At 50.6% G+C, this 24,999-nt stretch carries 23 protein-coding genes; 14 read left to right on the top strand and 9 right to left on the bottom strand.

The genetic code is table 11. The annotated features are described in order from the left end of the window. The first annotated feature begins 95 nt into the window (after positions 1 to 95). Positions 96 to 1,364: an NAD(P)/FAD-dependent oxidoreductase gene (locus tag Q4E93_RS29140; protein ID WP_303591416.1), complete on the top strand. Its 1,269-nt coding sequence runs from the start codon at positions 96 to 98 to the stop codon at positions 1,362 to 1,364. A gap of 87 nt (positions 1,365 to 1,451) precedes the next feature. Further along, complete coding sequence (locus Q4E93_RS29135; protein ID WP_303591415.1) at positions 1,452 to 2,141, top strand: cell division ATP-binding protein FtsE; 690 nt, start codon at positions 1,452 to 1,454, stop codon at positions 2,139 to 2,141. An 11-nt stretch (positions 2,142 to 2,152) separates the two neighbouring features. Here the strand turns inward: Q4E93_RS29135 and Q4E93_RS29130 are convergent, their stop codons facing one another. After that, positions 2,153 to 3,283: a glycosyltransferase gene (locus Q4E93_RS29130; protein ID WP_303591413.1), complete on the bottom strand. Its 1,131-nt coding sequence runs from the start codon at positions 3,281 to 3,283 to the stop codon at positions 2,153 to 2,155. Between the two features lie 3 nt (positions 3,284 to 3,286). Continuing rightward, entirely contained in the window at positions 3,287 to 4,390 is a 1,104-nt protein-coding gene (locus Q4E93_RS29125; protein ID WP_303591411.1) for a glycosyltransferase, read from the bottom strand. A gap of 182 nt (positions 4,391 to 4,572) precedes the next feature. Here Q4E93_RS29125 and rpsO point away from each other — a divergent pair, with 182 nt between their 5' ends. From rpsO to Q4E93_RS29095, 6 genes are all read left to right on the top strand, one after another. Then, entirely contained in the window at positions 4,573 to 4,845 is a 273-nt protein-coding gene (gene rpsO / locus Q4E93_RS29120) for a 30S ribosomal protein S15 (protein WP_303591409.1), read from the top strand. A gap of 169 nt (positions 4,846 to 5,014) precedes the next feature. Continuing rightward, complete coding sequence (gene pnp, locus Q4E93_RS29115; RefSeq protein ID WP_303591407.1) at positions 5,015 to 7,186, top strand: polyribonucleotide nucleotidyltransferase; 2,172 nt, start codon at positions 5,015 to 5,017, stop codon at positions 7,184 to 7,186. Between the two features lie 59 nt (positions 7,187 to 7,245). Next, positions 7,246 to 8,055 (top strand): 50S ribosomal protein L11 methyltransferase, encoded by an 810-nt coding sequence (gene prmA / locus Q4E93_RS29110; protein WP_303591405.1) that lies wholly within the window; start codon positions 7,246 to 7,248, stop codon positions 8,053 to 8,055. 81 nt (positions 8,056 to 8,136) lie between these two features. Further along, positions 8,137 to 8,820 carry a glycerol-3-phosphate 1-O-acyltransferase PlsY gene (gene plsY, locus Q4E93_RS29105; RefSeq protein WP_303591403.1) on the top strand — a complete coding sequence of 228 codons (684 nt, stop codon included), beginning with the start codon at positions 8,137 to 8,139 and terminating at the stop codon, positions 8,818 to 8,820. A 100-nt stretch (positions 8,821 to 8,920) separates the two neighbouring features. Then, on the top strand, positions 8,921 to 9,583 hold the full coding sequence (locus Q4E93_RS29100; protein ID WP_303591401.1) for a YdeI/OmpD-associated family protein: 663 nt from the start codon (positions 8,921 to 8,923) through the stop codon (positions 9,581 to 9,583). Positions 9,584 to 9,783: 200 nt separating this feature from the next. After that, positions 9,784 to 10,356 (top strand): DinB family protein, encoded by a 573-nt coding sequence (locus Q4E93_RS29095; RefSeq protein ID WP_303591393.1) that lies wholly within the window; start codon positions 9,784 to 9,786, stop codon positions 10,354 to 10,356. On the opposite strand, the gene dnaG is transcribed toward Q4E93_RS29095, so the two are convergent. Next, entirely contained in the window at positions 10,349 to 12,316 is a 1,968-nt protein-coding gene (gene dnaG, locus Q4E93_RS29090; protein ID WP_303591391.1) for a DNA primase, read from the bottom strand. The two genes, Q4E93_RS29095 and dnaG, sit on opposite strands and share 8 nt — an antisense overlap. A gap of 273 nt (positions 12,317 to 12,589) precedes the next feature. Here dnaG and Q4E93_RS29085 point away from each other — a divergent pair, with 273 nt between their 5' ends. Continuing rightward, positions 12,590 to 13,192, top strand: coding sequence for a hypothetical protein (locus Q4E93_RS29085; protein ID WP_303591389.1), 603 nt, complete (start codon positions 12,590 to 12,592; stop codon positions 13,190 to 13,192). On the opposite strand, the gene Q4E93_RS29080 is transcribed toward Q4E93_RS29085, so the two are convergent. The 3 genes from Q4E93_RS29080 to Q4E93_RS29070 form a co-directional block, all read right to left on the bottom strand. After that, positions 13,171 to 13,440 carry a hypothetical protein gene (locus Q4E93_RS29080; protein WP_303591387.1) on the bottom strand — a complete coding sequence of 90 codons (270 nt, stop codon included), beginning with the start codon at positions 13,438 to 13,440 and terminating at the stop codon, positions 13,171 to 13,173. The two genes, Q4E93_RS29085 and Q4E93_RS29080, sit on opposite strands and share 22 nt — an antisense overlap. A 300-nt stretch (positions 13,441 to 13,740) precedes the next feature. Continuing rightward, entirely contained in the window at positions 13,741 to 14,058 is a 318-nt protein-coding gene (locus Q4E93_RS29075) for a carboxypeptidase-like regulatory domain-containing protein (protein WP_303591385.1), read from the bottom strand. A 302-nt stretch (positions 14,059 to 14,360) separates the two neighbouring features. Further along, entirely contained in the window at positions 14,361 to 15,818 is a 1,458-nt protein-coding gene (locus tag Q4E93_RS29070) for an ATP-binding cassette domain-containing protein (RefSeq protein WP_303591383.1), read from the bottom strand. Between the two features lie 207 nt (positions 15,819 to 16,025). Between Q4E93_RS29070 and Q4E93_RS29065 the strand changes: the two genes are divergently transcribed. From Q4E93_RS29065 to Q4E93_RS29045, 5 genes are read left to right on the top strand one after another with little or no spacing between them, the layout of a single operon-like run. Then, positions 16,026 to 17,924, top strand: coding sequence for a DNA topoisomerase IV subunit B (locus Q4E93_RS29065; RefSeq protein ID WP_303591381.1), 1,899 nt, complete (start codon positions 16,026 to 16,028; stop codon positions 17,922 to 17,924). A gap of 48 nt (positions 17,925 to 17,972) precedes the next feature. After that, positions 17,973 to 18,812 carry a DUF1835 domain-containing protein gene (locus tag Q4E93_RS29060; protein WP_303591378.1) on the top strand — a complete coding sequence of 280 codons (840 nt, stop codon included), beginning with the start codon at positions 17,973 to 17,975 and terminating at the stop codon, positions 18,810 to 18,812. Positions 18,813 to 18,822: 10 nt separating this feature from the next. After that, complete coding sequence (locus Q4E93_RS29055; protein WP_303591376.1) at positions 18,823 to 19,194, top strand: DUF4260 domain-containing protein; 372 nt, start codon at positions 18,823 to 18,825, stop codon at positions 19,192 to 19,194. 7 nt (positions 19,195 to 19,201) lie between these two features. Next, the gene (gene gloA2 / locus Q4E93_RS29050) at positions 19,202 to 19,588 is read left to right on the top strand and encodes an SMU1112c/YaeR family gloxylase I-like metalloprotein (protein WP_303591374.1); all 387 of its coding nucleotides are present in this window, start codon (positions 19,202 to 19,204) and stop codon (positions 19,586 to 19,588) included. A 27-nt stretch (positions 19,589 to 19,615) separates the two neighbouring features. Next, complete coding sequence (locus Q4E93_RS29045) at positions 19,616 to 22,138, top strand: DNA gyrase/topoisomerase IV subunit A (protein WP_303591372.1); 2,523 nt, start codon at positions 19,616 to 19,618, stop codon at positions 22,136 to 22,138. A gap of 14 nt (positions 22,139 to 22,152) precedes the next feature. Here Q4E93_RS29045 and Q4E93_RS29040 read toward each other — a convergent pair whose 3' ends face one another. From Q4E93_RS29040 to accD, 3 genes are all read right to left on the bottom strand, one after another. Then, a complete protein-coding gene (locus Q4E93_RS29040) occupies positions 22,153 to 23,178 on the bottom strand; it encodes a hypothetical protein (protein WP_303591370.1) in 1,026 nt (341 codons plus the stop codon). A gap of 136 nt (positions 23,179 to 23,314) precedes the next feature. After that, positions 23,315 to 23,758 carry an SsrA-binding protein SmpB gene (gene smpB, locus Q4E93_RS29035; RefSeq protein ID WP_303591368.1) on the bottom strand — a complete coding sequence of 148 codons (444 nt, stop codon included), beginning with the start codon at positions 23,756 to 23,758 and terminating at the stop codon, positions 23,315 to 23,317. Positions 23,759 to 23,785: 27 nt separating this feature from the next. After that, positions 23,786 to 24,697: an acetyl-CoA carboxylase, carboxyltransferase subunit beta gene (gene accD / locus Q4E93_RS29030; protein WP_303591367.1), complete on the bottom strand. Its 912-nt coding sequence runs from the start codon at positions 24,695 to 24,697 to the stop codon at positions 23,786 to 23,788. Between the last annotated feature and the right edge of the window lie 302 nt (positions 24,698 to 24,999).

Raw genomic sequence — 24,999 nt, 5'->3', positions numbered from 1 at the left:
TTAACAATAATATTTCATTGATCTTTGCGTCAACCCGTACCTTTGCAAACGGAACAGGCGTACCCGATAAGTCAGGATATATTAAATTACTTACCATGGCAGCAGGGAATAGTAAAAAGCAAAGGATCATTATTCTTGGAGCAGGTTTTGCCGGTCTTCGCCTTGCAAGGGCGCTCAACGGTACTGAGTATGAAGTCTTTCTCATCGACAAGCACAACTATCATCAATTCCAGCCGCTGATGTACCAGGTCGCCACGGCGCGGCTGGAACCGTCGAGCATATCCTTTCCTTTGCGGAAGGTCTTCCAGCATTCGGGGAATGTGAATATCCGCATCACGGAGGTGACCCGGATCGATACGGAAGCGCGGGTCGTCTATACACCTATCGGGGACTTACCTTATGACCGGCTGGTGATTGCGCTGGGCTGTACCACCAATTATTTCGGCAATACGCGGATCCAGTCCCATTCTTTCCCCATGAAGTCCGTTCCGCAGGCCATGGCGTTGCGGAACAGGATCCTGAAGACATTTGAGGACACTATCGTGGCGGGCCCGGACGAATTGCAATCCCTTCTCAACTTCGTCATTGTGGGCGGAGGTCCCACGGGAGTGGAGCTGGCCGGTGCCATGGCCGAAATGAAGAAGAACATATTGCCCAAAGATTATCCGGGCGTTGATTTTTCCCGGTTTACGATCTATCTGCTGGAGGGATCTCCCCATACGTTGAACGCCATGAGCGAGATCTCCAAGGTCAAGTCCCAGCAATACCTGGAATCCCTGGGCGTCATTGTTAAGACCGGGACGGTGGTGGAGGATTATGACGGCAACACGGTCCGGCTGAGGGGGGGAGAGACCATCGCCGCGAGGAACCTTATCTGGGCGGCGGGGGTGACGGCCAATGTCCTCGAGGGCATACCTGCCGGCAGCATCACCAGGGGTAACCGCCTTATAACAAACCGTTACGGTGAAGTACAGGGGTTGGATGGCGTCTATGCCGTGGGAGACATTGCTTATATGGAGACGCCCAAATATCCCCATGGACATCCACAGCTGGCCAATGTGGCCATTGCGCAGGCCGTTTTTTTTGCAAAGAACTTTAAAAGGGAGTTGAAAGGCAAGTCCCGGCTGGAATTCGAGTACCACAGTAAAGGCACTATGGCCACTGTGGGTAAGCGAAAAGCCGTGGTCGATCTACCGGGCCTCAGCTTCCAGGGGCGTCTTGCCTGGTTCACATGGATGTTCGTGCATCTTATGCTTATTCTCAGCGTCAAGAACAGGCTTTTTATTTTCTTCAACTGGATGATGAGCTATTTCGCCAATGACTCTACGCTGAGGCTGATGTTGAAGGCTGATACCGGGGGTTAGGAGGTATTCCCATGGCCCCCAAATGGCCGGAACCGGGTACTGACGATCTTTTTTTCCATATATTTGCGAGGATCAAAGTCGGAACATATGGCGGAAATCATTGTTGAACTCAGGCATGCAAACATATACCAGGGCGATAATCTTATCCTTCAGGACACCAACATCGTCGCTAACAAGGGCGAGTTCGTCTACCTGGTGGGAAAGACCGGAACGGGAAAGTCCAGCTTGCTGAAGACCCTGTACGGTGATCTTCCGCTGAAGGAAGGGGAGGGATTGGTAGCCGGCTTTAAGTTACAGGAGATGGATTGGAAGAAAGTTCCCTATCTCCGCCGGAGCCTGGGCGTGGTCTTCCAGGATTTTCAATTGCTGACGGACCGGAATGTGAACGACAATCTGAAGTTCGTCCTGCAGGCGACGGGCTGGAAGGACGTGAAGCTCATGGATGAGAAGATCGCCGATGTGCTGGATAAGGTAGGACTCCGGTCGAAAGGTTTCAAGATGCCTTTTGAAATGAGCGGAGGGGAGCAGCAGCGTGTGGACATTGCGAGGGCGCTGCTCAATTCCCCCAAGCTGATATTGGCCGACGAACCTACGGGCAATCTCGATCCTGAGACGGCTGATGAGATCATGCAGCTGCTTTTTCAGATCTCGCGCGATTATGGTACGACGATCATCATGGCCACCCACGATTACAGGGTCATCCATAAATTCCCTGCCCGCATGCTACGGACGGAAAGGGGAAAGGTCATTGACAACGCCACTATTTCGATGGATTAATCACTTATTACTTATTGCTGCGGCCAGATCCACCGGATCAGCTGCCGGGTATTTTCCCCGTTGTTATATTTACCTGCCAGCAGGGCTCGCCTGGATGCGATGTCTTCGGTTGTAAAAGGTTTTGTGTAGAGCTGCGCGATCATTTCTATCAGCTCCTCCGTATCGTCGGCTATATGGCACCCGCTCTCCAGGCCCGTGCCTTTCACGGCATCCCGGTTTACCACGCAGTGACGTCCGTTGAACAACGCGTTGAGCAGCTTCATTTTTATTCCAGTGCAGTTGAAGGATGGGAGGATATTGATCTGCGCTTTTGCGATCAGGTCCTGTATCTCCTGGTCTGAAGGATTGGGAATAAGGCAGGCGTGGGGATGTTGCTCAACCATTCTGCTCAGGCGGGGAGAAGGGTTCTTACCCGTGATGATCAGCGGGAGGTCTACGCAATGGAAGACCTGTTTAAGCAGCCAGGCTACCGCTTGTTCATTTTCCGCAACGGAAAGGTTGCCATGATACAGGCAAAAGCAGCCTGTGCCTTCCTTGCCAAGGATCTCTCTAAACGGCAGGAATACGGGGAGGGTGTGAATGTTTTCCGCGCCGAACTCCTGTTTGTATTGTTCGCAGTCTTTTTCCACCATGGCCAGGATCATTGCTTTATCCGCGATCTTTTTTTCATACTGCCTGAGCAAATTGCTTTCGTGCAGGTAGTACATTTTTTTCAGCAACGACCGTTCGCAGTAGTACAGCTGGCGGTAGTACTGGTATTCCACATTATGCAACCGCAGGATCACCTGCCGCCCGTCGAACCTTTCATCGTTCAGCAGGTAGGAGCAATGGATCCCTTCCAACAGGATGGGGTAGTCATCCCGGAGGAGGTCCTCGAGCAATTCCCCATTGGAGCGTGAGCAGACGATATAGGGCAGCTTGTGAGAGAACCCTTTATGCCCTTCCCGCCGGGAGTAATATTTCACCTCTTCGCAATACGCATTCAATTCGGTGCGCTCGCCTCTGCCGTATTCGAAGCAATGCAGGTAAACCTTTACGCCGGCCTCGTGGAGACAGCGGATCTTATGAAAAGGGTCGACCACTCCCCCGTAGTCAGCCGGGAAAGGCACGTCCATGCATACTATGTGCAGATGCTTATCCACTGATCAGTTAAAGATTTTTTGATATAGCCGGACGAGTTTTTTTTCTTCTTCCTGCCAGTTGAAATGAATGCTTGCCTTCTTGCAATTGCCTTGTAAAGTTTGATATAATTCCATATTGTTCAGGAGGCTGTTCAGCGCTCCGGTCACCTGCCGGATGTCCGGTGTGTCTATTAGAACAGCAATTGTATACATATTGTTTATTTCCCGGTAAGCCGGATAATCCATGGCCAATTGGGGGATACCCGCGTGCATGTAGTCGAAAAAGCGGTTGGCAAGGGAGTAAAAATTACTCATTCCTTTATTTTCGAACAGGGTAATGCCGCACCAGGCGGTCCGGGTGAGGCGTCTAAGCTCTTCCGGGCGGAGGGGTCCCGTAAAAATGACCTTTCCCTCCAGGCTGTGATCTTTCACCAGTTGCCGGGCCTGGTTCATAAAATTCCCTTTGCCGCATATAACCAGCTGTGCGTCTACCTCTTTCATGGCGGGGATCAGGGTCTCAAAGCACCTTCCTTCGTTGACGGCTCCCTGATAAAGGATAAAGCGGCCTGAAGGCTGGGATGGCTCCGGGGGGGCGGGGTCAGGCTGCAGCAGCGGCACATTCCGGATGACCTCATACTTCATGCCATACATTTTTTCGAATTCCGAGGCGATCTGTCCATTGACCGTATAGCCGTGGTGGAAGGCTGGAACAAATGATCTTTCCACGCTTTTCCATATCCTGTAGATGGCCGGTCGGGATACCACCTCCTTCATCTCGCAGAACAGCTCATGGGCGTCATAGACTCTCGGGATACGCCGGAGGGTGGAAACCAGGCAGCCGGGGATGATGGTGTCCAGGTCGATGGCGCAAATGCAATCCATCCGCCGGAACAGCAAATAGAAGAACAGCCGGAAATTATATTCCAGATAAAATAATTTGCCTTTCCGGAACAGCAGCCGGAGGCGTTTCTGATGAAAAGGGCGGGGTTCCAGCGGGAGAGAGGCGGCTTCCGACCTGCCTACCAATACTACTGTATAACCTGCTGAGGACAAGGACGTACAGATCCTGATCATGCGTTGATCATACGTCAGGTCGTTGGTCACTGTACAATAGATCCTTTTGCTCATGGGGCCGGCGGGCATTATTTTTGGCTTTTCAAAGCGGCCAAATTAACCAATTGCGCCTAGATTCCTGATTATTTTTAACGAATTTTCGTCCGATTGAGTGCATTTTTTTTCATGTTTGTCAAAATAATCAGTACCTTCGCAGGCCAAATATTCATTTGGATGTTTTTAATAAATAATTTGAGATGCCTTATTTGACAAAAGAAAAGAAAGCGAGTTTCTTTACAGATTTTGGTGGAAAGACCACCAATACCGGTTCCATAGAGGGACAGATTGCGTTGTTGACAGAGCGGATCAACCGTATCTCTGAGCATTTGCAAGCCAATAAAAAGGATTTTTCCACCCATCGTGGTCTGATGCAGTTAGTGGGTAAAAGAAAGCGTTTGCTGACCTACCTGAGCAAACAAAACCTCCAGGGTTACCGTCAATTGATCGAAAAACTCGGACTCAGAAAATAAATCTCATTATGTATATGACCTCTATTCCCAACTGAACCTACGGTTGGGAATAGTTTTTTTATACGTGAAGGATTTACTGACATTTTCACACATTTATTAACATAGGGATCCCGGCTTCACTATCCGTTCCTGCCTCAGTGAGTCTGATCCTATAAAGACGAACAGCTTTATGCTTTCACAACCCATCAGTGTAACTTTTGATATAGGTGGCGGCCGGATGGTCACCATCGAGACGGGTAAGCTTGCCCGCCAGGCGGATGGCGCCGTTACGGTACGACAAGGTAATTGTATCATTCTGGCCACCGTTGTTGCCAATAAGGACCCGAAGGAGGGACAGGATTTTTTCCCCCTTTCGGTGGATTATCAGGAAAAATTTGCTTCAGCCGGTCGTATCCCCGGTTCTTTTTTCAAACGTGAGGCCAGGCTGAACGACTATGAGATCCTCACCAGCCGCCTGGTGGATCGTGCCTTGCGTCCATTATTCCCCGAAGATTATTTCTGCGATGTGCAGGTGCTAATCAGCCTTGTATCCAGCGATTATGAAGTGATGCCCGATGCGCTGGCCTGTCTGGCGGCTTCGGCGGCGCTGGCTGTTTCCGATATTCCCATTAAAGAGATCATCAGTGAGGTGAGGATCGGTCGCGTTGACGGTCAATTAGTCGTCAACCCCAGTCGTACGGAACTGGAGAAGGCCAGTATGGAATTCCTCATTGCCGCCACGGACAAGAACCTGATGATGGTGGAAGGCGAGGCTGCTGAATGCAGTGAAGAAGACCTGGTGAAAGCATTGACGCTGGCGCATGACGCCGTTCGTGTCCAGATCAAGGCACAGGAAGAGCTGCGTGCGAAAGCTGGGGTCACGGGGAAGAGAGATTACAAGAAGCCCGAGGTAAATGAAGAGCTCCAGCAGAAAGTGATCGCTTTCACAAAAGACCGGATCTACCAGATATCCCGTGCGGGCAGCAGCAAGCACGAGCGCAGCGATGCTTACGATCTGTTGAAGGATGAGCTGATCGCCAGCCTGGGTGAGGAAGCTACTGATGCGGACAAGAAGCTGGCTAAAAAATATTATCATGATCTCCAATGGGAAGTGGTGCGTAATATGATCCTTGATGACCGGATCCGTCTGGATGGTCGTCAGCTGGACCAGGTTCGTCCTTTGGCCATGGAAGTGGACCCGCTGCCTACGCCGCACGGTTCTGCCCTGTTCACCCGCGGAGAGACACAATCCCTCACTACCGTCACCCTGGGCACTCCGTTGGATGAGGTGCTGGTGGAGAGTGCTGCGAAATCCTACGATTCGAAATTCTTTTTGCACTATAATTTCCCTCCCTTCAGCACTGGTGAAGTGAAAATGATGCGGGGGCAGAGCCGGCGTGAAGTTGGCCACGGCAACCTGGCTATGCGGAGTCTGAAGAAGATGATGCCGGGCAATGACTATCCTTATACCGTGCGTGTTGTCAGCGATATCCTGGAATCCAACGGGTCGTCATCCATGGCGACCGTCTGTGCCGGCAGCCTTGCGCTGATGGATGCAGGCGTTCCTTTTCCCAAGCACGTGAGCGGCGTAGCCATGGGGCTCATCACCCGTCCTGCCGATGGAAAATATGCCATCCTCACGGATATTTTGGGTGATGAAGATCATCTGGGCGATATGGATTTCAAGGTCACGGGTACCCGTGAGGGCATCTGTGGGGTACAAATGGACATCAAGGTGGATGGTCTCAGCATGGATACGATGCGTGAAGCGCTGGAGCAGGCCCGTAAAGGCCGGCTTCATATCCTGGAAGCGATGTATGGCTGTATGCCTGCAGCGCGTGAAGATGTGAAGCCGCATGCACCGCGGATGGTGAAGATCTTTATCGACAAGGAATTCATCGGCGCCGTCATCGGACCTCAGGGAAAGATCATCCAGGAAATCCAACGCGAAACCGGCACTACCATCAACCTGGAAGAGGTCGGCAACTTTGGCGAGGTGAGCATTTTCAGCCCTGCCAAGGAAGGCCTGGACAAAGCTGTTTCCTGGATCAAGGGCATTGTCGCGCAACCAGAAGTCGGCTCTGTATACGAAGCGAAGGTCAAGTCTGTAATGCCTTATGGCGCATTCGTGGAATTCCTGCCTGGCAAGCAAGGTTTGCTGCACATCAGTGAAGTGAGCCATAAGCGCCTTGAAACGCTGGAAGGCGTCCTGAAAGAAGGCGATTCGGTGAAGGTCAAGCTCATCGGTCTCGATCAGAAGACAGGGAAGTTCAAGCTGAGCCGTAAGGTCCTTATTCCGAAGCCCGAAGCGGCAGGGGCAGGCGCAAGGCCCGCAGGCGGCGCCCAGGATCAGCAACAGTAATAAATTATTCATCATAATGAGGTCTGTAGTGTAACGCTGCAGACCTTTTCTATTTGATCATGCACCTCCAGATCACTATTCCCGCAGCTGACCTATCTATTCAGGAGATCCTCATCGCCAGGCTCGAAGAGCAGGGGTACGATGGATTTCTGCAGGAGAGCAGCCATCTCCAGGCTTATATACCGGATACGCAATTCGATGCCCGGGTGTTGGAAGAGATCTTGTCCCGCTGGCAATTGTCGTATACCCGCCAGGCATTACCGGAGAAGAACTGGAATGAGGAATGGGAGAAGAACTTCCAGCCTGTGATCGTCGGAAAGTTTTGTGCGATACGGGCTTCGTTCCATGCGCCTATTCCGGACGTACGCTATGAGCTGGTGATAACGCCTAAGATGAGCTTCGGGACCGGTCACCACGCCACCACGCACATGATGATACAGGCGATGGAAAACCTGGATCTAAATGGCTGCACCGTGCTGGATTTCGGCACGGGAACGGGCGTGCTGGCCATTCTGGCGGAGAAGTTAGGCGCAGGCAGGGTAATAGCCATCGACCATGATCCCTGGAGCATCGAAAATGCGCGGGAAAACATGGTAGAAAATCATGTTAGCAGGGTTTCCGTGGAAAAACTGGATACGCTGCCCGGCGAACCTGGTTTCGACGTCATATTAGCGAATATCAATAAGCATGTAATCCTGAAGGAACTGGCCGCCATGAAACAACAATTGAAGAAAGGGGGCGTTATATTACTGAGCGGCCTGCTGGTCGATGATTTTCAAGACATTGAAAGTGAGTCGCTTAAGAATGATCTTTCAATATCCGAGCGGTTGATGGAGGGAAGCTGGATCTGTTTGAAACTCAGAAAATAAGGGAAATTTACCCCAGGGGACCGTGAAGCGTTGGAGTCATTTTTTAAGTATATTTGTTATCCAACTTTAACTCAACCATTGATGAAGGAAGTTTTACTTATACTTCTGGCTTACCTTATTGGCTCTGTTCCGACCGCAGTATGGGTCAGCAGGTCCTTTTTCGGGATCGATATCCGTGAATATGGCAGCGGCAATGCCGGGGCCACTAATACCTTCCGGGTGCTGGGGTCGAAATGGGGTACGCTGGTAATGTCAGTGGATGTCATTAAGGGCATTGTGGCCACCAGCTTGTATGTGTTGGTGCCTTATTATATGCATGATGAGACGGAAAGGACCAATTTCATGGTCGGTCTGGGGCTGGCGGCCGTTGCGGGCCATATTTTCCCCATCTGGGCGGATTTCAGGGGTGGGAAGGGGGTAGCGACCCTTTTCGGAATGATCATCGCTATTCAGCCTCTGGCGGCCGTGTGCTGCGTGGGGGTATTCCTGCTGGTGCTGTACCTGACCCGTTTTGTATCCTTAAGCTCTATTTTGGCCAGTGTGGCATTTGCTGTCTTTATCCTGTATATTTTCGATGCAAAAGAGACCCTATACCGGGGGTTTGCCATTGCGGTAGCCCTGATGGTAGTCCTTACCCATCAGAAGAACATTACCCGCCTGCTGAGGGGCAGCGAGAACAAGGTACCTATCTTTAAATATCGCGACCGGCGTCGTCAACGCCGGCTGGATGGCGCCCAGGCTCATCAGGCGAAGGGTAATGATTAAACTTTTCGGATAATTTTTCGTAATTTCGCCATCCGTCCAGACGGACAGAAGATTCGTTGTCCACTTCTATTCTCAAACTGAAATCTAAAAAATTCAGGAGATGCTCCCAACTTTACTGGAAAAATTGCAGCTAAAGGACGAGAAAAACCTGTTGATCCAGGGGCTGCCGTCCGCTATCGAAAAGCAATTCGCAAAGCTGGCATTTGCCAAGAATCTCACTCCATTACTGAAAAGTAAGAAAATAGATTTTGCCCTGGTATTTGCAGTAAATGAACAGCAGCTGCGGGGGATCGTCTGCGAGGTGCTTCCCGCTTTGCAGGAGGATGCCAAGTTCTGGGTGGCCTACCCTAAAGTGGGCTCTAAGATCGCGACCACGCTGAACCGGGATTGTAGCTGGGAATGCATCACCGGGGATGGCTATGAGGTTGTCCGCCAGGTGGCGCTGGACCATGTATGGACGGCCGTCCGGTTTAAGAAAGCCGAACCCATGGCAATCCTGGAAAGGGTAGAGGAGAGGGAAGAGCTGCTGGAGGCAGCCGGTGTGGATGTTATGCGGCGTACGATAGCTCCGCCAGCCGACTTTGTGAAGGAACTCCGCCGAAGCAAGATAGCCTCTCATTTTTTCGAGGAATTGTCTTTCACCGATAAGAAAGAGTACGTGACCTGGATCACCAGCGCAAAAAAGGAAGAGACGCGTTCCCGGCGGCTGGAGCTGGCCATCGACAAGCTGATCGCCGGAAAGAAAAATCCGGCTGCCAAGTAGGGTGACACGCCACCGAAAATAAAGGTTTTTGGGTATTTTTAGCTAATATCTTAGACCCCAAAGGCTTTCCTGTATCTTTGAACCGTCCTTCAAGTTCAACATAAGATTTATATTACCTCCGCCCGGCTGTATTCCGAGGACTTGCTTACCCAGAGACCCCTATTCATTTTCGAAAAACGATATGCTTTTAAGTATACTTCATGGCAGTTTTTAGCAAGCAAAGTCTAATAACGGAATTGTTGGACAGGACGGAGCTAATTAAAGCCAGCACCCAACCTTTTCTCCGGCTGACGGAGCAACAATTGATCTTCAGTCCTTCTCCTGATAAATGGTCCATTGCAGAGATCTTCGGTCATCTGAACATCGCGCATGATCTGCAGCTCCGGGGTATTTTAGCCCGGGTCACACTGGCGCCCGATGTGAAGGCCGAGCATTTCCGGAGTGGCTGGCTGGGCGACCTATTATATGGGAAGATGATGCCCAGGTCGGACGGCACGGTATTCAAGCTGCCTTCTCCCAGGAACTTTCATGCCAACAAAGAGGGACTGGACGGATATGACGAGCTGCAGCGTTTTCTGCAGCAATGTGACACACTGGATGACATTCTCCGGCATGTCTCTACGAAGGACCTGCAAGGCATCAGGATCCCACTGACATTCACGAAGCTGATAAGATTGAGACTGGGTGACAATCTCCGGTTCATCATAGCACATAATGAGCGGCACCTGTTGCAGGCCCACCGGATGATGAAGTTGTTTACGGCTGTCATTTAATAATTACGGTGCCCAGGTGTAGCAGCAGATCCCTTTCCAGCTGTTTGAGGTGTATATGCGTCTGCAGCAGCACCATTTGTTCCTCGTCCGTGTGAGGTTTGGAGAGGTCTTGTTGGTTTTCTTCCATCAGCCGCTTGATCTTACGAAGTTTGAGGTATCCGATGGTGGAGATGACGTCTTCCTTATAGAGGTCGTCGCGGGTGGCTATTTTTCCTTCGAAATGTTCCTTCCAGTTGAGGCTCAGCTCGTGGTGGAAATCCATGATGGATACGGCCAGGGTGCTTAGCTCCTGGTCCTCGTGGTAGAGAAAGTTTTTTACGGTGGGTTCCAATCCTTCTTCATACCATGCCTTGTAGATATCCAGGATCTTCACCAGCCGGCGATTGTCAATAAGGTCATAGAAATCGGAGGATTCGGCAAGGATATAGTCTGCAACGGAGGTGTTTTCATCCCAGGGGCGCAGGCCGAAATCCAGCAGGCTGCGGATCATACCCCTTTCGTTCTGCTCGTGTTTGAAAAGCAGGTTGATGGAATCTTCATCGTCCGGGCCGGGCATTTCGGGAGCACCTTCCTGCTGCAGGGACATTCCGTCTGTCTGTTGGAAGGACGGAGTACTGGCGGAGGCGGCCTTGCTCTCCTGTTTGGCAATACGTTCCCGTATGAACTTATTCACCAGGGCATGGAGGCCTGTCTCTTCGATCCGGAGGATCTCTGAGCATTGGCGGATATAATCCTGTCGTTTGGTGAAGTCTTCCGCTTTATTGATCCTTGCAATGGTCTCGGCTACCTGGTTCACCACTTCTGCGCGCTTAGTGGTGTCTCCCGCGGCGTCCTTCAGTGCGACTTCGAGCTGGAAAAGGATAAAGTCTTTTTTAGCGGTGGCAACAAACTCACGGAAAGCGGCGGCTCCTACTTTACGTACGTAGCTATCCGGGTCCTCCCTGTCGGGAATCAGTACGAGCTTCACGTCCAGGCTCTCTTCCAGCGCCATGTCCAGGCCACGCAAGGCGGCTTTGATCCCAGCCCCGTCACCATCATAGATGATGGTGAGATGATTGGTGTATTTCTTTATCAGCCGCAGCTGGTCCACGGTGAGGGAGGTCCCGCCGCTGGCGACCACATTCTCCACGCCTGCCTGATGCAGTGAAACGACGTCGGTATAACCTTCTACCAGCAGGCATTCGTCCTGTTTATCAATTGCCTGTCTGGCCAGCCACGAGCCGTACAGGATCTTACTTTTGATATAGATCTCGTTCTCGGGCGTATTGATGTATTTGGGCGCCCGGTCATTGCTTTTGATGATGCGGGCGCCAAAGCCGATGGTCTTTCCCGTTTGGCTATGGATAGGGAAGATGATGCGACCCCGGTAGTTATCCAGGGGGCGTTCGTCCCTTACGACCACCAGACCGCTTTTTTGCAGATATTCCAGGTTGTATTGCGCTGCGAGCGCCGCCCGTGCAAAAGCGTCCCGCTGCTCGGGGCTATATCCCAGCTGGAATTTGCGGATAATGTCGTCGTTAAATCCCCGTTCCCGCAAATAGCTGAGTCCAATATCCTGTCCTTCTTCAGAGGAAAGAAGGGTGTCATGGAACCATTTTTGCGCAAAGCCGTTGAGGATGTAAAGACTGTCTGCCACCTGCTGTTGCTGGCGCACTTCCGGGCTCTGCTCCTTTTCCTCGATCTCTACATTGTATTTGGCTGCCAACCAACGCAGGGCTTCGGCATAGGAGTATTTTTCGTGTTCCATCAGGAAACTGATGGTATTGCCGCTGCGTCCGCAGCCAAAGCATTTATAGATCTCCTTGACGGGGGAGACTGTAAAGGAAGGACTCTTTTCGTTGTGAAAGGGGCAAAGGCCCAGGTAGTTGGTCCCGCGCTTTTTAAGCCGGACAAAGCCGCCTACGACCTCGATGATGTCTATCCGGCTGAGGATCTGCTGTATGGTCTGTTGGGAGATCATGTAAGCATGCAATTTAGCATTTTATGGTTACTCATTAGATGGAATATAGGTTAATGCTTACCAATGGCTTATAACGTCCGATGTGGTTAAAAATAACCGTAATTTATGTATAAAACTGAGTAGTTTTACTCACAACAAACTATCTCTTTTTTCGCTTATATTAAAACTATTTATCCTTTGAAGACTGGCATGTACTCCATACATTATATGATCGTATCCAACATTGCCATATTGTGTTGCTTCATACCCTTTGCAATGCTAATATCCAGGAAAATGAGGCAGGTCGCCACTTACCGGGTCCTGGGCATTTACTGGCTGTTGAACGGGCTTATTCATTTCACTGATATTTACTTTTTCTACGCTTACAGGAACAACAGGCTGGACCAGATAACCGAATATTACAATCTCCTGGATACGCCCCTGGTGCTGGTGCTTTTTGCGTGCGCCACCTCTGGCCGCCACAGAAAGCTGTTGCTGCTGACCTTACTTTTATTTGTCGCCGGAGAGCTGGCGGTGGTAAGCTGGAAAGGATTTGGTTTCACCTCCAGCTTCATGTTCGTCGGATCCGGTGTGCTGCTGGTGCTGGCATACAGCATCATCGGCCTGGTACATTATATGAGGAAGATGGAGCATACACCATTCGAAAATTCCATGGCATATGTTTATGCCGCTTTATCTTTCGGTTATGGCAGCTTCATGATCATTTCGATGTTTGTTCATCTCCGGGGAAACAGTGAAGGTAATGGTCGGGACAGCGATCTGCTGTATTATGTCAGCCTTTTGCTATCTGCCGCCATCACCTCCCTGGGCCTCTGGAGCTATGTTATAGGTGGCCAAAGAGAACCGGGTCTGGTTCATTCCTCGTCTTCTTCATAGTTGAAGGTGCCTTGATTGTCGTTGTATACCGACTCCCAGGCCCTTACTTTGTCTTCGCCCAATAATTCCAGGATATCGAAGATAGGATCCGTCTTTTTCTTCCATTCTATCAAAGTCGTATCGTTATATTTAGATACATACATGCAATGGTCTGTTTCCATGTTCACTTTGATCAGGCCAACCGGTCCTTCCTCTTTTTCCTGTATCAGGTAATAGCAACCTTTTTCCAACAACGCATACGAATACATACATCGCCTTTTTTAAAAATTAAACAATACAGAATAAATGGGGTAGTAAGTAACCTGGAGAATTTAAATGGGAAGTAACTTTTAACAGGTCAGGCCACAAATTTACGGTTTTTGGGGTTAGCAACCAGAAAGAAGAAATGGCCCCGGGGGCCATTCACATAAAATTAATCCTATAATGTTTAATATCAATTACTTGTGGATATGTTAAAAAGGAGGGGGAACTCCTTAAAATGATCAGAGGCCATCGCGCTTATCGGGGACAGCCTCTGATCTTACTAGACCACTTATCCTACAGCATCTTTACTTTTCCAGCTTGATCTCGCCGGCATCAGTGGCCTGCCCGTCTGTGACTGTAATGCCATCCTTTGCTGCATTTTTGTAAGGCGGCTTGGCTTCTATGATGACTTTATAAGCGCCGGGCTTTGCGTCGGTGATCTCGTAAGCGCCATTGATGACGGGGGCTCTTAAAGTATCTGTCGACGACTCGGCCCAGGCTCTTACGGCTCCGTCTGTAGGAGATACCGTTCCTTTAATAGAGCCAGATCTGAGACTGTTGAATGCAAATAGCCCTGCTGCGGCAAATGTTACGGCCGCCAGCTTAATACCTGTGAATTTCATACATAGCGAATTTAAGAATGAAGAATTACTGTTCAAAACCACTAATCCAATCTACGCATCAGGGGAGGGAATCTGTATATATGCAGACAAGGACTATGCCATAATTTTTTTAAATGAGGGGTTTGGGCGGATGGCCACTGTGGAAATATTTCTACAAAGAGGCTGTTGTTTGAATAGGGTATGCGTTAACGTTAGTATGCTGTATCCCTCTATGGTAAAGGGTTTTGGCGATCTGTAAAATTTCAGCGCATTTTTTTTCAGGAGGAACAGACGTAGGATAATTTTTCATTTCTCTTAACATTTCATAGAACCACCGATCCATTATCCAGCCTGAGGAACCTGTCTACACAATCCGGAAGCTCTTCCCGGTAGTGGCTGACATAGATGAGCGTAGTGCCGAATGCCTCGCATAACAAACCGATCAGCTGGCGGAAATATTTTGTTTGTTCCTCATCCAGACCCTGGCAGGGTTCGTCGAGGATCAGCATGGGAGGGTTTTTGATGAGGGCCCGTGCCAGCAATATCATCCGTTGCTGTCCGGTGGATAGTTGCGCCAGCCGAGACGAACGCAAGCTGTCCAGGGATAGCAGGCGCATCCATAGCAGCACGCGTTGTTCCTGTTCCGGGGACAAAGGGCGAAAGAGGCCGATGGTATCGAAGAGTCCGCTGGCGATGACCTCGAAACAAGAGGCGCTGTAATCGAAGTAGAGGTGCAATTCCGGGGAGACAAAGCCGATTTTCTGCTTGATCTCCCAGATCGTCTCGCCGGAGCCCCGTCTGCGATCGAACAACCAGATCTCGTTGGCATAGGCCTGGGGGTTGTCTGCGGTGATGAGGCTTAAAAGCGTGGATTTGCCGGCGCCGTTCGGTCCGCTGACATTCCATCTTTCTCCTTTCCTCACTTCCCAATGGATATGCTGCAGCAAGACCTTTTCTCCATAATGCACATGCACGTCCACCATCTTTACGGCTGTGGAGAATGGCCCGGTCTCCTGTGCCGACAGTTGCTGTAATTGTTCCAGGGTCCCCGGATCCAGTCTTACTTGCTGTTCTGCTTCCGGCAGGGGGCCGAGATCCTGTTTCATGCCGCGGAATATCCATTCGCCCTGGTCCAGCCTGGCGATGTGGGTAATAGCAGCGGGAAGCTCCCGTGGAGAGGTGATCAGCAGGAGCTGGATCCCTTTTTCTGCCGCCTTATTAATAATTTGGTGCAGGGTGGCTCTTCCTTCCGTATCGAGTCCCAGGAAAGGGTTGTCCAGGATGAGCATGTCCGGGGCATCCAGTAAGGCAATGGCCAGTTGTACCCGTTTGTTCTCCCCGTTGGACAGCTGGATGAGGGGGCGGTCCAGCAGGGGGCGGATATGCAGGAGATCCAACCATTCCCAGGCCAGCAGGGATCCCCTGTCTGCATAAGGGGTCAATTCCTGCTCAACGGTGATGGTTTGATCGGCATCCGAGGCGTTGAAACGCTGCTGATAATACAGGTCTGCGGTCCCGCTGCGGTTCAAAAAGCGATGTTGCTGCTCCACGATGGCGATCCTGACTGTTTTGCCGGCTGTGTCCGGCAGGTGGTATTTTATTGTCCCGCTGTGGAAATGCCGGCCCATCAGGGTGTGGGCCAGTACGGACTTGCCGCTGCCCGAAGGGCCTGTGATCGCCCATTGCTCGCCTTTTAATATGTTAAGATCCAATCCTTTAAGTACCTGCTTTCCCCCTAACTGTACGGAGATCCCTTCCAGGGACAGAAATTTTTCGGTCATATGGCGAATGTAAGACTGCTCGCGATATGACCGGGAATGATTTCTTTAAAAAATATAACTCATTCCCGGTGAACGTCTAATGATGGGCCTTCGGCCAGTGGACCTGTGGTCCACGTTATGCACAATGTGTAGAAATTGAAATAAGACGGCTCTAAATTCGTTTGCCTATATTTGGACCTTTATCGGAAAAAATCCGATCGACCCGATATGGCAGAAAAAACTAATTTGTTCGAATACACGGAAGAAAGCATCAAAAGTTTAGATTGGCGGGAGCACATTCGTCTTCGTCCCGGTATGTACATTGGCAAGCTCGGGGACGGCAGCAGCCCAGATGACGGTATTTACGTTCTGATCAAAGAGGTGATTGACAATTGCATAGACGAGCATACCATGGGTTATGGCAAGCAGGTGGAACTTACCATCGAGCAGAAAAGCGTCACGATCCGGGATTATGGCCGGGGCATTCCGCTGGGAAAGGTGGTCGATGTGGTCAGCAAGATCAATACAGGCGCCAAATACGATAGCAAGGCCTTCCAGAAGTCAGTGGGACTCAATGGGGTAGGTACAAAGGCGGTGAACGCCCTCAGCCAATATTTCAAAGTGACGGCTTACCGGGAAGGAAAGGAAAAGACCGCCGAATTTGCCAAGGGGGTCCTTACAAAAGAACATAAGGAGGCCAAGACGAGCGAGCCAAACGGGACTCTGGTGACTTTCATACCGGACGAGACGGTCTTCAAGCATTTTAATTTCAAGCACGAATACCTGGATAACCAGCTTTGGAACTATTGTTATCTCAATGCCGGGCTGATCATCAGCTTTAACGGCAAGAAATATGTTTCGAAGAATGGTCTTCTGGACCTGCTGCAACGCAAGACCAACGAGGACGAGCTGCGCTACCCGATCATCCACCTGAAAGGTGAGGACATCGAGGTAGCCATTACGCATAATAACGATTATGGCGAAGAGATCTTCAGCTTTGTCAACGGGCAGTATACCACGCAGGGGGGAACGCATCAACAGGCATTCCGGGAGGCATTCGTGAAAGTCATCCGCGACTTCTATAAGAAAGATTATGATGCGGCCGATATCCGCCAGAGCATAGCAGCCGCTGTTTCCGTGCGGGTGGTGGAGCCTGTGTTTGAATCACAGACCAAGACCAAGCTGGGCAGCCAGTATATGTCCGAAGGCGGGATCTCCATGAAGAACTTCATATATGACTTCATGGCGAAAGAGCTGGATAATTATCTCCACAAGAACGCTGCTACAGCCGACGCCCTGAAAAAGCGGATCGAGCAGAATGAGAAGGAGAGAAAGGAGCTGGCCGGCATCAAAAAGCTGGCAAACGAAAGGGCGAAGAAGGCCAATTTGCATAATAAGAAGCTGCGTGACTGCCGGTTTCATTACAACGAGGAGCCAACGGGTAAGGATAAGGAGCAGACATTGGAGAAACAAAAGGAGAGCACCATCTTTATCACAGAAGGGGACTCCGCCAGCGGCAGCATCACCAAGGCCCGGGATGTGGAAAGGCAGGCGGTGTTCAGTCTTCGGGGCAAGCCGCTCAACTGTTATGGCCTTACCAAGAAAGTGGTCTATGAGAATGAGGAATTCAACCTGCTGCAGCATGCGCTGAATGTGGAAGATGGTATCGAGGGGCTGCGTTACAATAAGATCGTTATCGCCACCGATGCCGATGTAGACGGGATGCATATACGCTTGCTGCTGATGACCTTCTTTCTGCAATTCTTTCCTGACCTGGTAAAGAATGGACATGTGTATATCCTGGAGACCCCTTTGTTCAGGGTGCGCAACAAGCAGGAGACCATTTATTGCTATGACGAGTCGGAGAAGCAGGCGGCTATCAAGAAATTAGGCGGCAAGCCCGAGATCACGCGCTTCAAAGGATTGGGAGAGATATCACCGGACGAATTCGCCCGTTTTATCGGCGCCGACATGCGTGTGCAGCCGGTGATGATCATGCCGGAGACCCATATCCAGCAGATACTGGAATATTATATGGGTAAGAACACCCAGGAAAGACAGGAGTTCATTATCAATAACCTGAAGGTCGAGGTTGATCTGATAGGAGATAATCCGGCTGCAGCATAGCTGCAATTATTCCAGTGGATATTTTTACAAAATAAATTTCAGGCTTATATGATCCACATCGTTTTTCAACGTAATGACGTAGACGCATTGAAAAGATCCTTCGAACTGGAGCCTTCCCTGGCGGGAGAAGTGATCCTGATAGAAGACGACTTTGCGGTGGGACCTTTGAAAGATATATATACTGCTGAAGGTTGGGCTGCCCGGAAGGAATGGTGGAGGGGCGTGCTGGCAGGGGGGGATTACGAGGGAAGGGTGGACAGCGGGGAAGTACGGGATGACCTGGCTTCAGTAGCTGCCCTGAAGGACAAGCTGGGGCAAGCGCCTTCGGAGATCGTGTGGATCTGGGCTGCCCAGAACAAGCATGATGTCAGCGGTTATTACTGGCTGATGAGCCAGCTGAAGGATTTTCAGGGGAGGATCTTTATCCTTTACCTGAACAACCTGCCTTTTATCAACGAAAAAGGCCTTATTTTTTACCCGGTGAACCTCTTTGAGATACCCGCCCGGGAATTCCTGAAAGCCCGTAAGCTGGCCCGGCCCATTACGCTGAGCGAATTCGAGATCGACCCGGACGAATGGAGCAGGCTTTGCAACGAGGATAAGGGAGTACGTACGCTGGAAGGCGGTAAAAAGCTGGCGCAGCATGGATATGATTTTTTTGATGAGGAACTCAGGAAGTTCATTACGGGGGATTGGATAAAAGCGAGCAAGCTGATCCATCAGTTCCTCAGCAAGGCGAAGCAGACTACGGGAGATGCCTACCTGCTATGGCGGCTCAAGCAATTGATTGCTGCCGGCGAGATCGAGTTCCAGGGAGACCTGAAAGGTATGAAGGATTTTGAGATCAAGACAAAGGCCGGTGTTCCGGTGACGGAGCAGCCTGTATAAAGGAGCAGACATGAAAAACCTGATCAAATGGGAAGAGGCGGCGATGTTCCTGCTGAGCATTTGTTTAGTTGGCCAACTGCATTATTCGTGGTGGTGGTGGCTGATCTGGATCCTGGCCCCAGACCTGAGCATGCTGGGTTACCTGGCCGGGAGCAAGGTGGGAGCCGTATGTTACAATATTGTGCATCACAAAGGGGTTGCAGTTCTTGTTTACCTGGTGGGACTGTACACGGTGAACGAAGCGCTTGAATTTGGCGGATTGATCCTTTTTGGGCACTCGTGCATGGACAGAGGGATGGGTTATGGGCTGAAATATTTCAGCGGTTTTCAGGACACCCATTTGGGTAAGATCGGCAAGGCGGCGAAGGTTATTAAAGAATAGAGGGGAAATGAATATAAAAGCGATCCATCATATAGCGATCCTGACGGATGATTATGAGCGAAGCAAGCGGTTCTACACGGAGGTGCTGGGTTTTGAGATCATCCGGGAAACGTATCGAAAAGAACGGGATTCCTATAAGCTGGACCTGTCGATCGGGGGTAAGTACCAGGTGGAGCTTTTCTCTTTTCCCGATTACCGGGAAAGAGGCAGCTATCCTGAAGCCAAGGGCTTGCGACATCTGGCTTTTGCAGTGGACGACGTCGATGCCGCCGCTGCGGAATTACGTGCAAAAGGAGTGGAAGTGGAGGCAGTGCGGGTAGATGCGCTAACGCAAAGGAGATTTGTTTTCTTTATCGATCCCAATGGGCAGCCGCTGGAATTGTATGAAGGATAGAAAAAATAGTGTTTATCATATTTTATTATGGCCAAGATCAAAATAGCTGACGATTTTCACGAAAATGAGTCCGGGGTCACCGGGCAATACAAGAACTGGTTCCTGGACTATGCGTCTTATGTGATCCTCGAGCGTGCGGTGCCTGCTGTAGAGGATGGGCTCAAGCCCGTGCAACGGCGCATACTGCATTCCATGAAGGAAATGGATGACGGGCGATTCAACAAGGTGGCCAATATCATCGGACAAAGCATGCAATACCATCCGCACGGGGATGCGAGCATCGGCGAGGCCCTGGTGAATATGGGGCAAAAGGACCTGCTCATCGACACACAGGGCAACTGGGGAGATGTGCGTACGGGGGATGATGCTGCCGCCAGCCGGTATATCGAGGCGCGTCTCAGCAAATTCGCGTTGGAGGTCGCATTCAATGCCAAGACCACCGAATGGCAGCTGAGCTATGACGGTCGTAAGAACGAACCGGTCACTCTTCCGATGAAATTTCCCCTGTTGCTGGCTCATGGGGCAGAAGGCATTGCGGTCGGACTAGCTACCAAGATCCTGCCTCATAATTTTATCGAGCTCTGTGAAGCTGCTATCAAATATTTAAAAAACAAAAAGTTCGAACTGTACCCGGATTTTCTGACGGCGGGAATGATCGACATCACCAACTACAATGATGGCAAACGGGGTGGAAAGGTCCGGGTAAGAACGCGTATAGAGGAATTGGATAAGAAAACGCTGCTCATCAAGGATGTTCCTTATGGCGTTACCACTTCCCAGCTGATAGATTCCATCATCAAGGCCAATGACCAGGGTAAGATCAAGATCAAAAAAGTGACGGATAACACGGCCGCGGAAGTAGAGGTACAGGTGGACCTGGCGCCGGGCATTTCGCCGGATATCACCATCGACGCGCTGTATGCCTTTACAGATTGCGAGGTGAGCATTTCCCCCAATGCCTGTGTCATTTCCGACCAGAAGCCGCAGTTCCTGGGTGTCCGGGAGCTGCTGACACTGTCCGTGGACCATACGAAGGAGCTGTTGAAAAGGGAACTGGAGATCCGGCTGGCAGAGCTGCAGGAGAAATGGCATTATACCTCCCTGGAAAAAATATTCTTCGAAGAGAAGATCTATAAGGAGCTGGAAAAAAAGCATGAGACCTGGGAGAAGGTATTAACCGCGATTGCGAAGGCTTTCGAGCCCTTCCGCAAGCAATTGAAGAGGGACATCAGCCGGGAGGATATCATCAAGCTTACCGAGAAGCCCGTGCGCAGGATCTACCGGCTGGACATCGATGAGCTGAACGCCCAGATCAAGGGGCTGGAGGCCGATATGAAGCAGGTGCGGCATGATCTGAACAACCTGGTGGATTTCGCCGTCGCTTATTATGACAATCTCCTTAAGAAGTATGGAAAGGGGAGGGAACGTAAGACGGAGATCAAGCTGTTCGAGGCCATCCAGGCGCAGCAGGTGGCCATCGCCAACGTTAAGCTGTATGTCAACAGATCGGAAGGTTTTATCGGTACGGGCCTGAAGAAAGATGAATTTGTCGCGGATTGTTCGGACCTGGACGACATCATTGCCTTTACCAAAGGGGGCAAGATGAAAGTGGTGAAAGTGGCGGAAAAGGCATTTATCGGAAAGGATATTATCCATGTCGCCGTTTTCCGGAAGAATGACGAGCGGACCACGTATAACATGATCTATGTGGACGGCAAGTCCGGCGTCAGCTATGCCAAGCGATTTAATGTAACGGGGGTAACCCGCGACCGGGAATATGATCTTGCCAAGGAGGATGCGAAGAGCCGGGTGCATTATTTCACTGCCAACCCCAATGGAGAAGCGGAGGTCGTCAGGATCATTCTCAGCCCCAGCAGCTCCGCGCGTATCAAGGAATTCGATTTTTATTTCGAGACGCTGGAGGTGAAGAACCGCAGCAGCCTGGGCAACCAGGTGACGAAGTACCCCATCCGGACGGTGAAGTTCAAGGAAGCCGGCAAGTCCACGCTCAGTGGCCGCAAGCTTTGGTTTGACGCTACTTTCGGAAGATTGAACATGGAAGAAAAAGGAGAATACCTGGGCAGCTTCGATACGGATGAAAAGCTGCTCGTCATTTACTCCGATGGCAACTACGAGATCACCGATACCGAGCTCACGCAGCGTTTTGATGCTGAAAAGATCGTCGAGATCCGCAAGTTCGACCCGGAGAGGATCATTACTGCCATTTACCTGGATAATGAGAAGCTGCAGTTCAACGTCAAGCGATTCAAGATCGAGACCACCACGCTGCATAATAAATTCCTTTTTATCAAGGAAGGCGAAGGCAACAGGCTGGAGGCCGTCACCCTGCATCCGGAACCTATTGCCGTCATTAAATCAGGCAGGGGCGCCCAGGCCAGGACCCAGAAGATCAAGATCGCCGGCTTTGTTGAGATCATGGGATGGAAAGCGGTAGGCAGTAAGCTTTTTGACTTCAGCAAGAGCGTGGAAGTGGAGTGGGGCCACAAAGAGGAAGCTAAAGAGTCTCCGCAGACGGAGCTTGATCTATAACGAAAAAAGGGCCTTTAATGGCCCTTTTTCCTTTTTATCCGGATGGTGGCATTCTCGGTCAGGCTGCTGCTCATAAACACTTCATACCTGTTCTTTCCATCTGTCACTACCATGAGGGCTGTATTGGGAGGGTATTTGCCCAGGTTTTCAGCAAACATGCTGACCTCGTTCACATCCAGGGTGCTGTCCAGGTGCAGGTACATGGTCAGGGCCCTGGAAGCCAGCTCCTGGTGCGTGAGGATCACCTGGTTGTTGACGAATACGGATATACTGTCCCCATCTATATCTCCATTGTCGTAAAAGCTCAGCCGCACGGAGTCGGATTCCACTTCCAATGTCCTGGTAACGATCTCTTTTCTTTTGGAATAGGACTCGGCAATGAGCTTGCTCTCCTCCTTTGCGGGATCGGCAATGGAGGCTGTGGGCTGCACAGGCGCTTCGACGCGGGCAGTGAGGGGGGTATCCTGCCTGGTAACGGCCGGGGGGGCAGAGGGAGGGGGCTTCTGATCTGTCTTCACGGCATCCACGACGAAGTCATCCGGCTGGGGTTTCCACATCTTTCCGTTGGACACCGTCATTTCCTGCAGGCTGTCGTGCTGCTGATCATCCCGATCCAGCGTATAGGAGACCTTAAGGTCGGGGCATAAGTATTTGTATTTTTCATCATGGTAAAAGGAGCCTTTCAGGGTGCTGCCGACCTTGCTCCTAATGATAACGCCGATGAAATTGGTATTGCAGTCGATGCTGTTGACCGTGGAGTTGGAATTAAAATAGATGATGGGAATATTCAGGATGATCACCTCCCGGGTCTTGGGGTTATAGCGTCCATGGACGAAAAAGCTTTGGTATTTGTCCCGGAAGTAATAGCCGAAGATGCCGTCAACCCGATTGCCTTTTTGTTTGATGACCAGCTCAGTCAGGTAGTTGTTGTGCATGCCGGCCATTTCCACGTCAGCACGACCATACCAGGAACCGGTGGCGGTCTGCGCGCACAGGCGCTGTGCGGCTACCAGGCAGAATATAATTATGAGTCTTTGCATCAAGTGATATAAGGGAGTAGCACGAAGGTAATATAACGCATACGAAAGACGAAATTGCCAGGAATGGTACTTAAATTTTTATGCCGCGCAGGAAAGCCTCCCATAATGGGAAATCGTAAGGGTAATTGCTGAGCTGTCAGGGTCTGTTCAGGTATCTCTTGATCTCTTTCTGCGTATCTCTCTGTTTGATGGTTTCCCTTTTGTCATAGAGCTTCTTTCCTTTGCCGAGACCAATTTCCATCTTGGCATATCCTTTTTCAGAAAAGAAGATGCGCAGGGGGACGATGGTATAGCCCTTGTCCTTGAGCTTATTTTCGAGTTTGCGGAGCTCCCGCCGGGTAAGCAGCAGCTTGCGATCGTGGACGGCTATATGGTTGTTGGTGGTCCCCATGCGATATTCGGCTATATGCATATTCTTCACCCAAAGCTCTCCCTGGTGGAAAGTGCAGAAGCTATCGACAAAATTGACTTTTCCTTCGCGGATGGATTTCACTTCTGTTCCGGCCAATACCATTCCCGCATCGTATTTGTCTTCGATGAAATAGTCATGATAGGCTGATCTGTTCTTTATCTCGCTCATACGTCAGGTCCTTCGCCTTTGTCGGGGTTAACCTTGAAATAAGGTAAGCAGGGTGGCGATCCGCTCTTTCAATTCTTTCCGGCTTACAATGAAATCGAGGAATCCGTGCTCCAGCAGGAACTCACTCCGCTGGAAGCCTTCCGGAAGATCTTTTTTAATGGTCTCTTTGATGACCCTTGGGCCGGCAAATCCAATCAGGGCCCCTGGTTCGGCGATGTTCAGGTCGCCCAGCATGCCAAAGGATGCGGAAATACCTCCGAAAGAGGGGTCTGTCAGGAGGGATATGTAAGGGATCCTGGCATCCGTCAGCTGGGAAAGCTTACCGGATACCTTGGCCAATTGCATCAATGAAAAGGCGCTTTCCATCATGCGGGCCCCTCCTGATTTACAGATGATCAGCAGTGGCAAATGGTGTTCCAGGCAATGGTCCACGGCCCGGGAGATCCTTTCGCCCATGACGCTGCCCAGGGAGCCGCCGATGAACTCAAAGTCCATGCAGCCCACGACCATGGTATGTTCTTTTATCTCGCCTGTGGCCACCCGGATGGAATCCGTGATATCCGTCTTGGACCATGTTTCTTCCAGCCGCTTCTGATAGGATTTCAGGTCTGTGAAATGCAGGAAGTCTTTGGAGCGGATGTTCTCAAACAGGATCTCGTACTGGTTGTCATTGAAGAGTATTTCGAAATATTCCGAGCTGCCGATGCGATGGTGGTGCGAACATTTTGGGCATACGAAGAGGTTTTCCCGTAGTTCGGTGACGGTACATATATAATTACAATTCGGGCATTTGGTCCACAGTCCTTCGGGCGTCTCTTTTTTTTCGGCTGTGCTTGTCAGGATGCCTTTTTTGATGCGCCTGAACCAACCGCTTTTACTTTCCTCGCTTTGTCCTTCGTCACCTGCCAGGTTCGCTTCAAAATCATCTTCTTGCTTCATATAGTAAAGTTATTCTCATTTGTTTTTTAATCCCATCTACACGAAACGCCCTTTCAAGGCGTTTGTTGGTCAGGTCCCCGTCAAAAGGCCGTCCTCCCTATGGGAGGGAAGGGCAAATTTGGCGGCTAATATACTAAACAACGGCGATTTAACATGAAACATGTCCGGAAAACGGGTTCTGCAGAAAGTGTAACCCATTTTCCGGAAAAATCTGATGTCTGGGACCTTCGGCGGAGCTGCTTCGACACGCTCCTTCTCGGTCGTAACCTTCGTTCCTCGGTTACGGACAACGAGCCTCCGGC

The sequence above is a fragment of the Flavitalea plasmicola genome (assembly GCF_030546645.1).
In the GTDB taxonomy this organism is placed as follows: domain Bacteria; phylum Bacteroidota; class Bacteroidia; order Chitinophagales; family Chitinophagaceae; genus Puia.
This window is presented reverse-complemented; position numbering and strand designations above follow the sequence as displayed.

Bases quoted from the DNA above. Each gene is read 5' to 3' on its own strand.
- Q4E93_RS29140 (WP_303591416.1), top strand. From the start codon at position 96: ATGGCAGCAGGGAATAGTAAAAAGCAAAGGATCATTATTCTTGGAGCA.
- Q4E93_RS29135 (WP_303591415.1), top strand. From the start codon at position 1,452: ATGGCGGAAATCATTGTTGAACTCAGGCATGCAAACATATACCAGGGC.
- Q4E93_RS29125 (WP_303591411.1), bottom strand. From the start codon at position 4,390: ATGAGCAAAAGGATCTATTGTACAGTGACCAACGACCTGACGTATGAT.
- rpsO (WP_303591409.1), top strand. From the start codon at position 4,573: ATGCCTTATTTGACAAAAGAAAAGAAAGCGAGTTTCTTTACAGATTTT.
- pnp (WP_303591407.1), top strand. From the start codon at position 5,015: ATGCTTTCACAACCCATCAGTGTAACTTTTGATATAGGTGGCGGCCGG.
- prmA (WP_303591405.1), top strand. From the start codon at position 7,246: ATGCACCTCCAGATCACTATTCCCGCAGCTGACCTATCTATTCAGGAG.
- plsY (WP_303591403.1), top strand. From the start codon at position 8,137: ATGAAGGAAGTTTTACTTATACTTCTGGCTTACCTTATTGGCTCTGTT.
- Q4E93_RS29100 (WP_303591401.1), top strand. From the start codon at position 8,921: ATGCTCCCAACTTTACTGGAAAAATTGCAGCTAAAGGACGAGAAAAAC.
- Q4E93_RS29095 (WP_303591393.1), top strand. From the start codon at position 9,784: ATGGCAGTTTTTAGCAAGCAAAGTCTAATAACGGAATTGTTGGACAGG.
- dnaG (WP_303591391.1), bottom strand. From the start codon at position 12,316: ATGATCTCCCAACAGACCATACAGCAGATCCTCAGCCGGATAGACATC.
- Q4E93_RS29085 (WP_303591389.1), top strand. From the start codon at position 12,590: ATGAGGCAGGTCGCCACTTACCGGGTCCTGGGCATTTACTGGCTGTTG.
- Q4E93_RS29080 (WP_303591387.1), bottom strand. From the start codon at position 13,440: ATGTATTCGTATGCGTTGTTGGAAAAAGGTTGCTATTACCTGATACAG.
- Q4E93_RS29075 (WP_303591385.1), bottom strand. From the start codon at position 14,058: ATGAAATTCACAGGTATTAAGCTGGCGGCCGTAACATTTGCCGCAGCA.
- Q4E93_RS29070 (WP_303591383.1), bottom strand. From the start codon at position 15,818: ATGACCGAAAAATTTCTGTCCCTGGAAGGGATCTCCGTACAGTTAGGG.
- Q4E93_RS29065 (WP_303591381.1), top strand. From the start codon at position 16,026: ATGGCAGAAAAAACTAATTTGTTCGAATACACGGAAGAAAGCATCAAA.
- Q4E93_RS29060 (WP_303591378.1), top strand. From the start codon at position 17,973: ATGATCCACATCGTTTTTCAACGTAATGACGTAGACGCATTGAAAAGA.
- Q4E93_RS29055 (WP_303591376.1), top strand. From the start codon at position 18,823: ATGAAAAACCTGATCAAATGGGAAGAGGCGGCGATGTTCCTGCTGAGC.
- gloA2 (WP_303591374.1), top strand. From the start codon at position 19,202: ATGAATATAAAAGCGATCCATCATATAGCGATCCTGACGGATGATTAT.
- Q4E93_RS29045 (WP_303591372.1), top strand. From the start codon at position 19,616: ATGGCCAAGATCAAAATAGCTGACGATTTTCACGAAAATGAGTCCGGG.
- Q4E93_RS29040 (WP_303591370.1), bottom strand. From the start codon at position 23,178: ATGCAAAGACTCATAATTATATTCTGCCTGGTAGCCGCACAGCGCCTG.
- smpB (WP_303591368.1), bottom strand. From the start codon at position 23,758: ATGAGCGAGATAAAGAACAGATCAGCCTATCATGACTATTTCATCGAA.
- accD (WP_303591367.1), bottom strand. From the start codon at position 24,697: ATGAAGCAAGAAGATGATTTTGAAGCGAACCTGGCAGGTGACGAAGGA.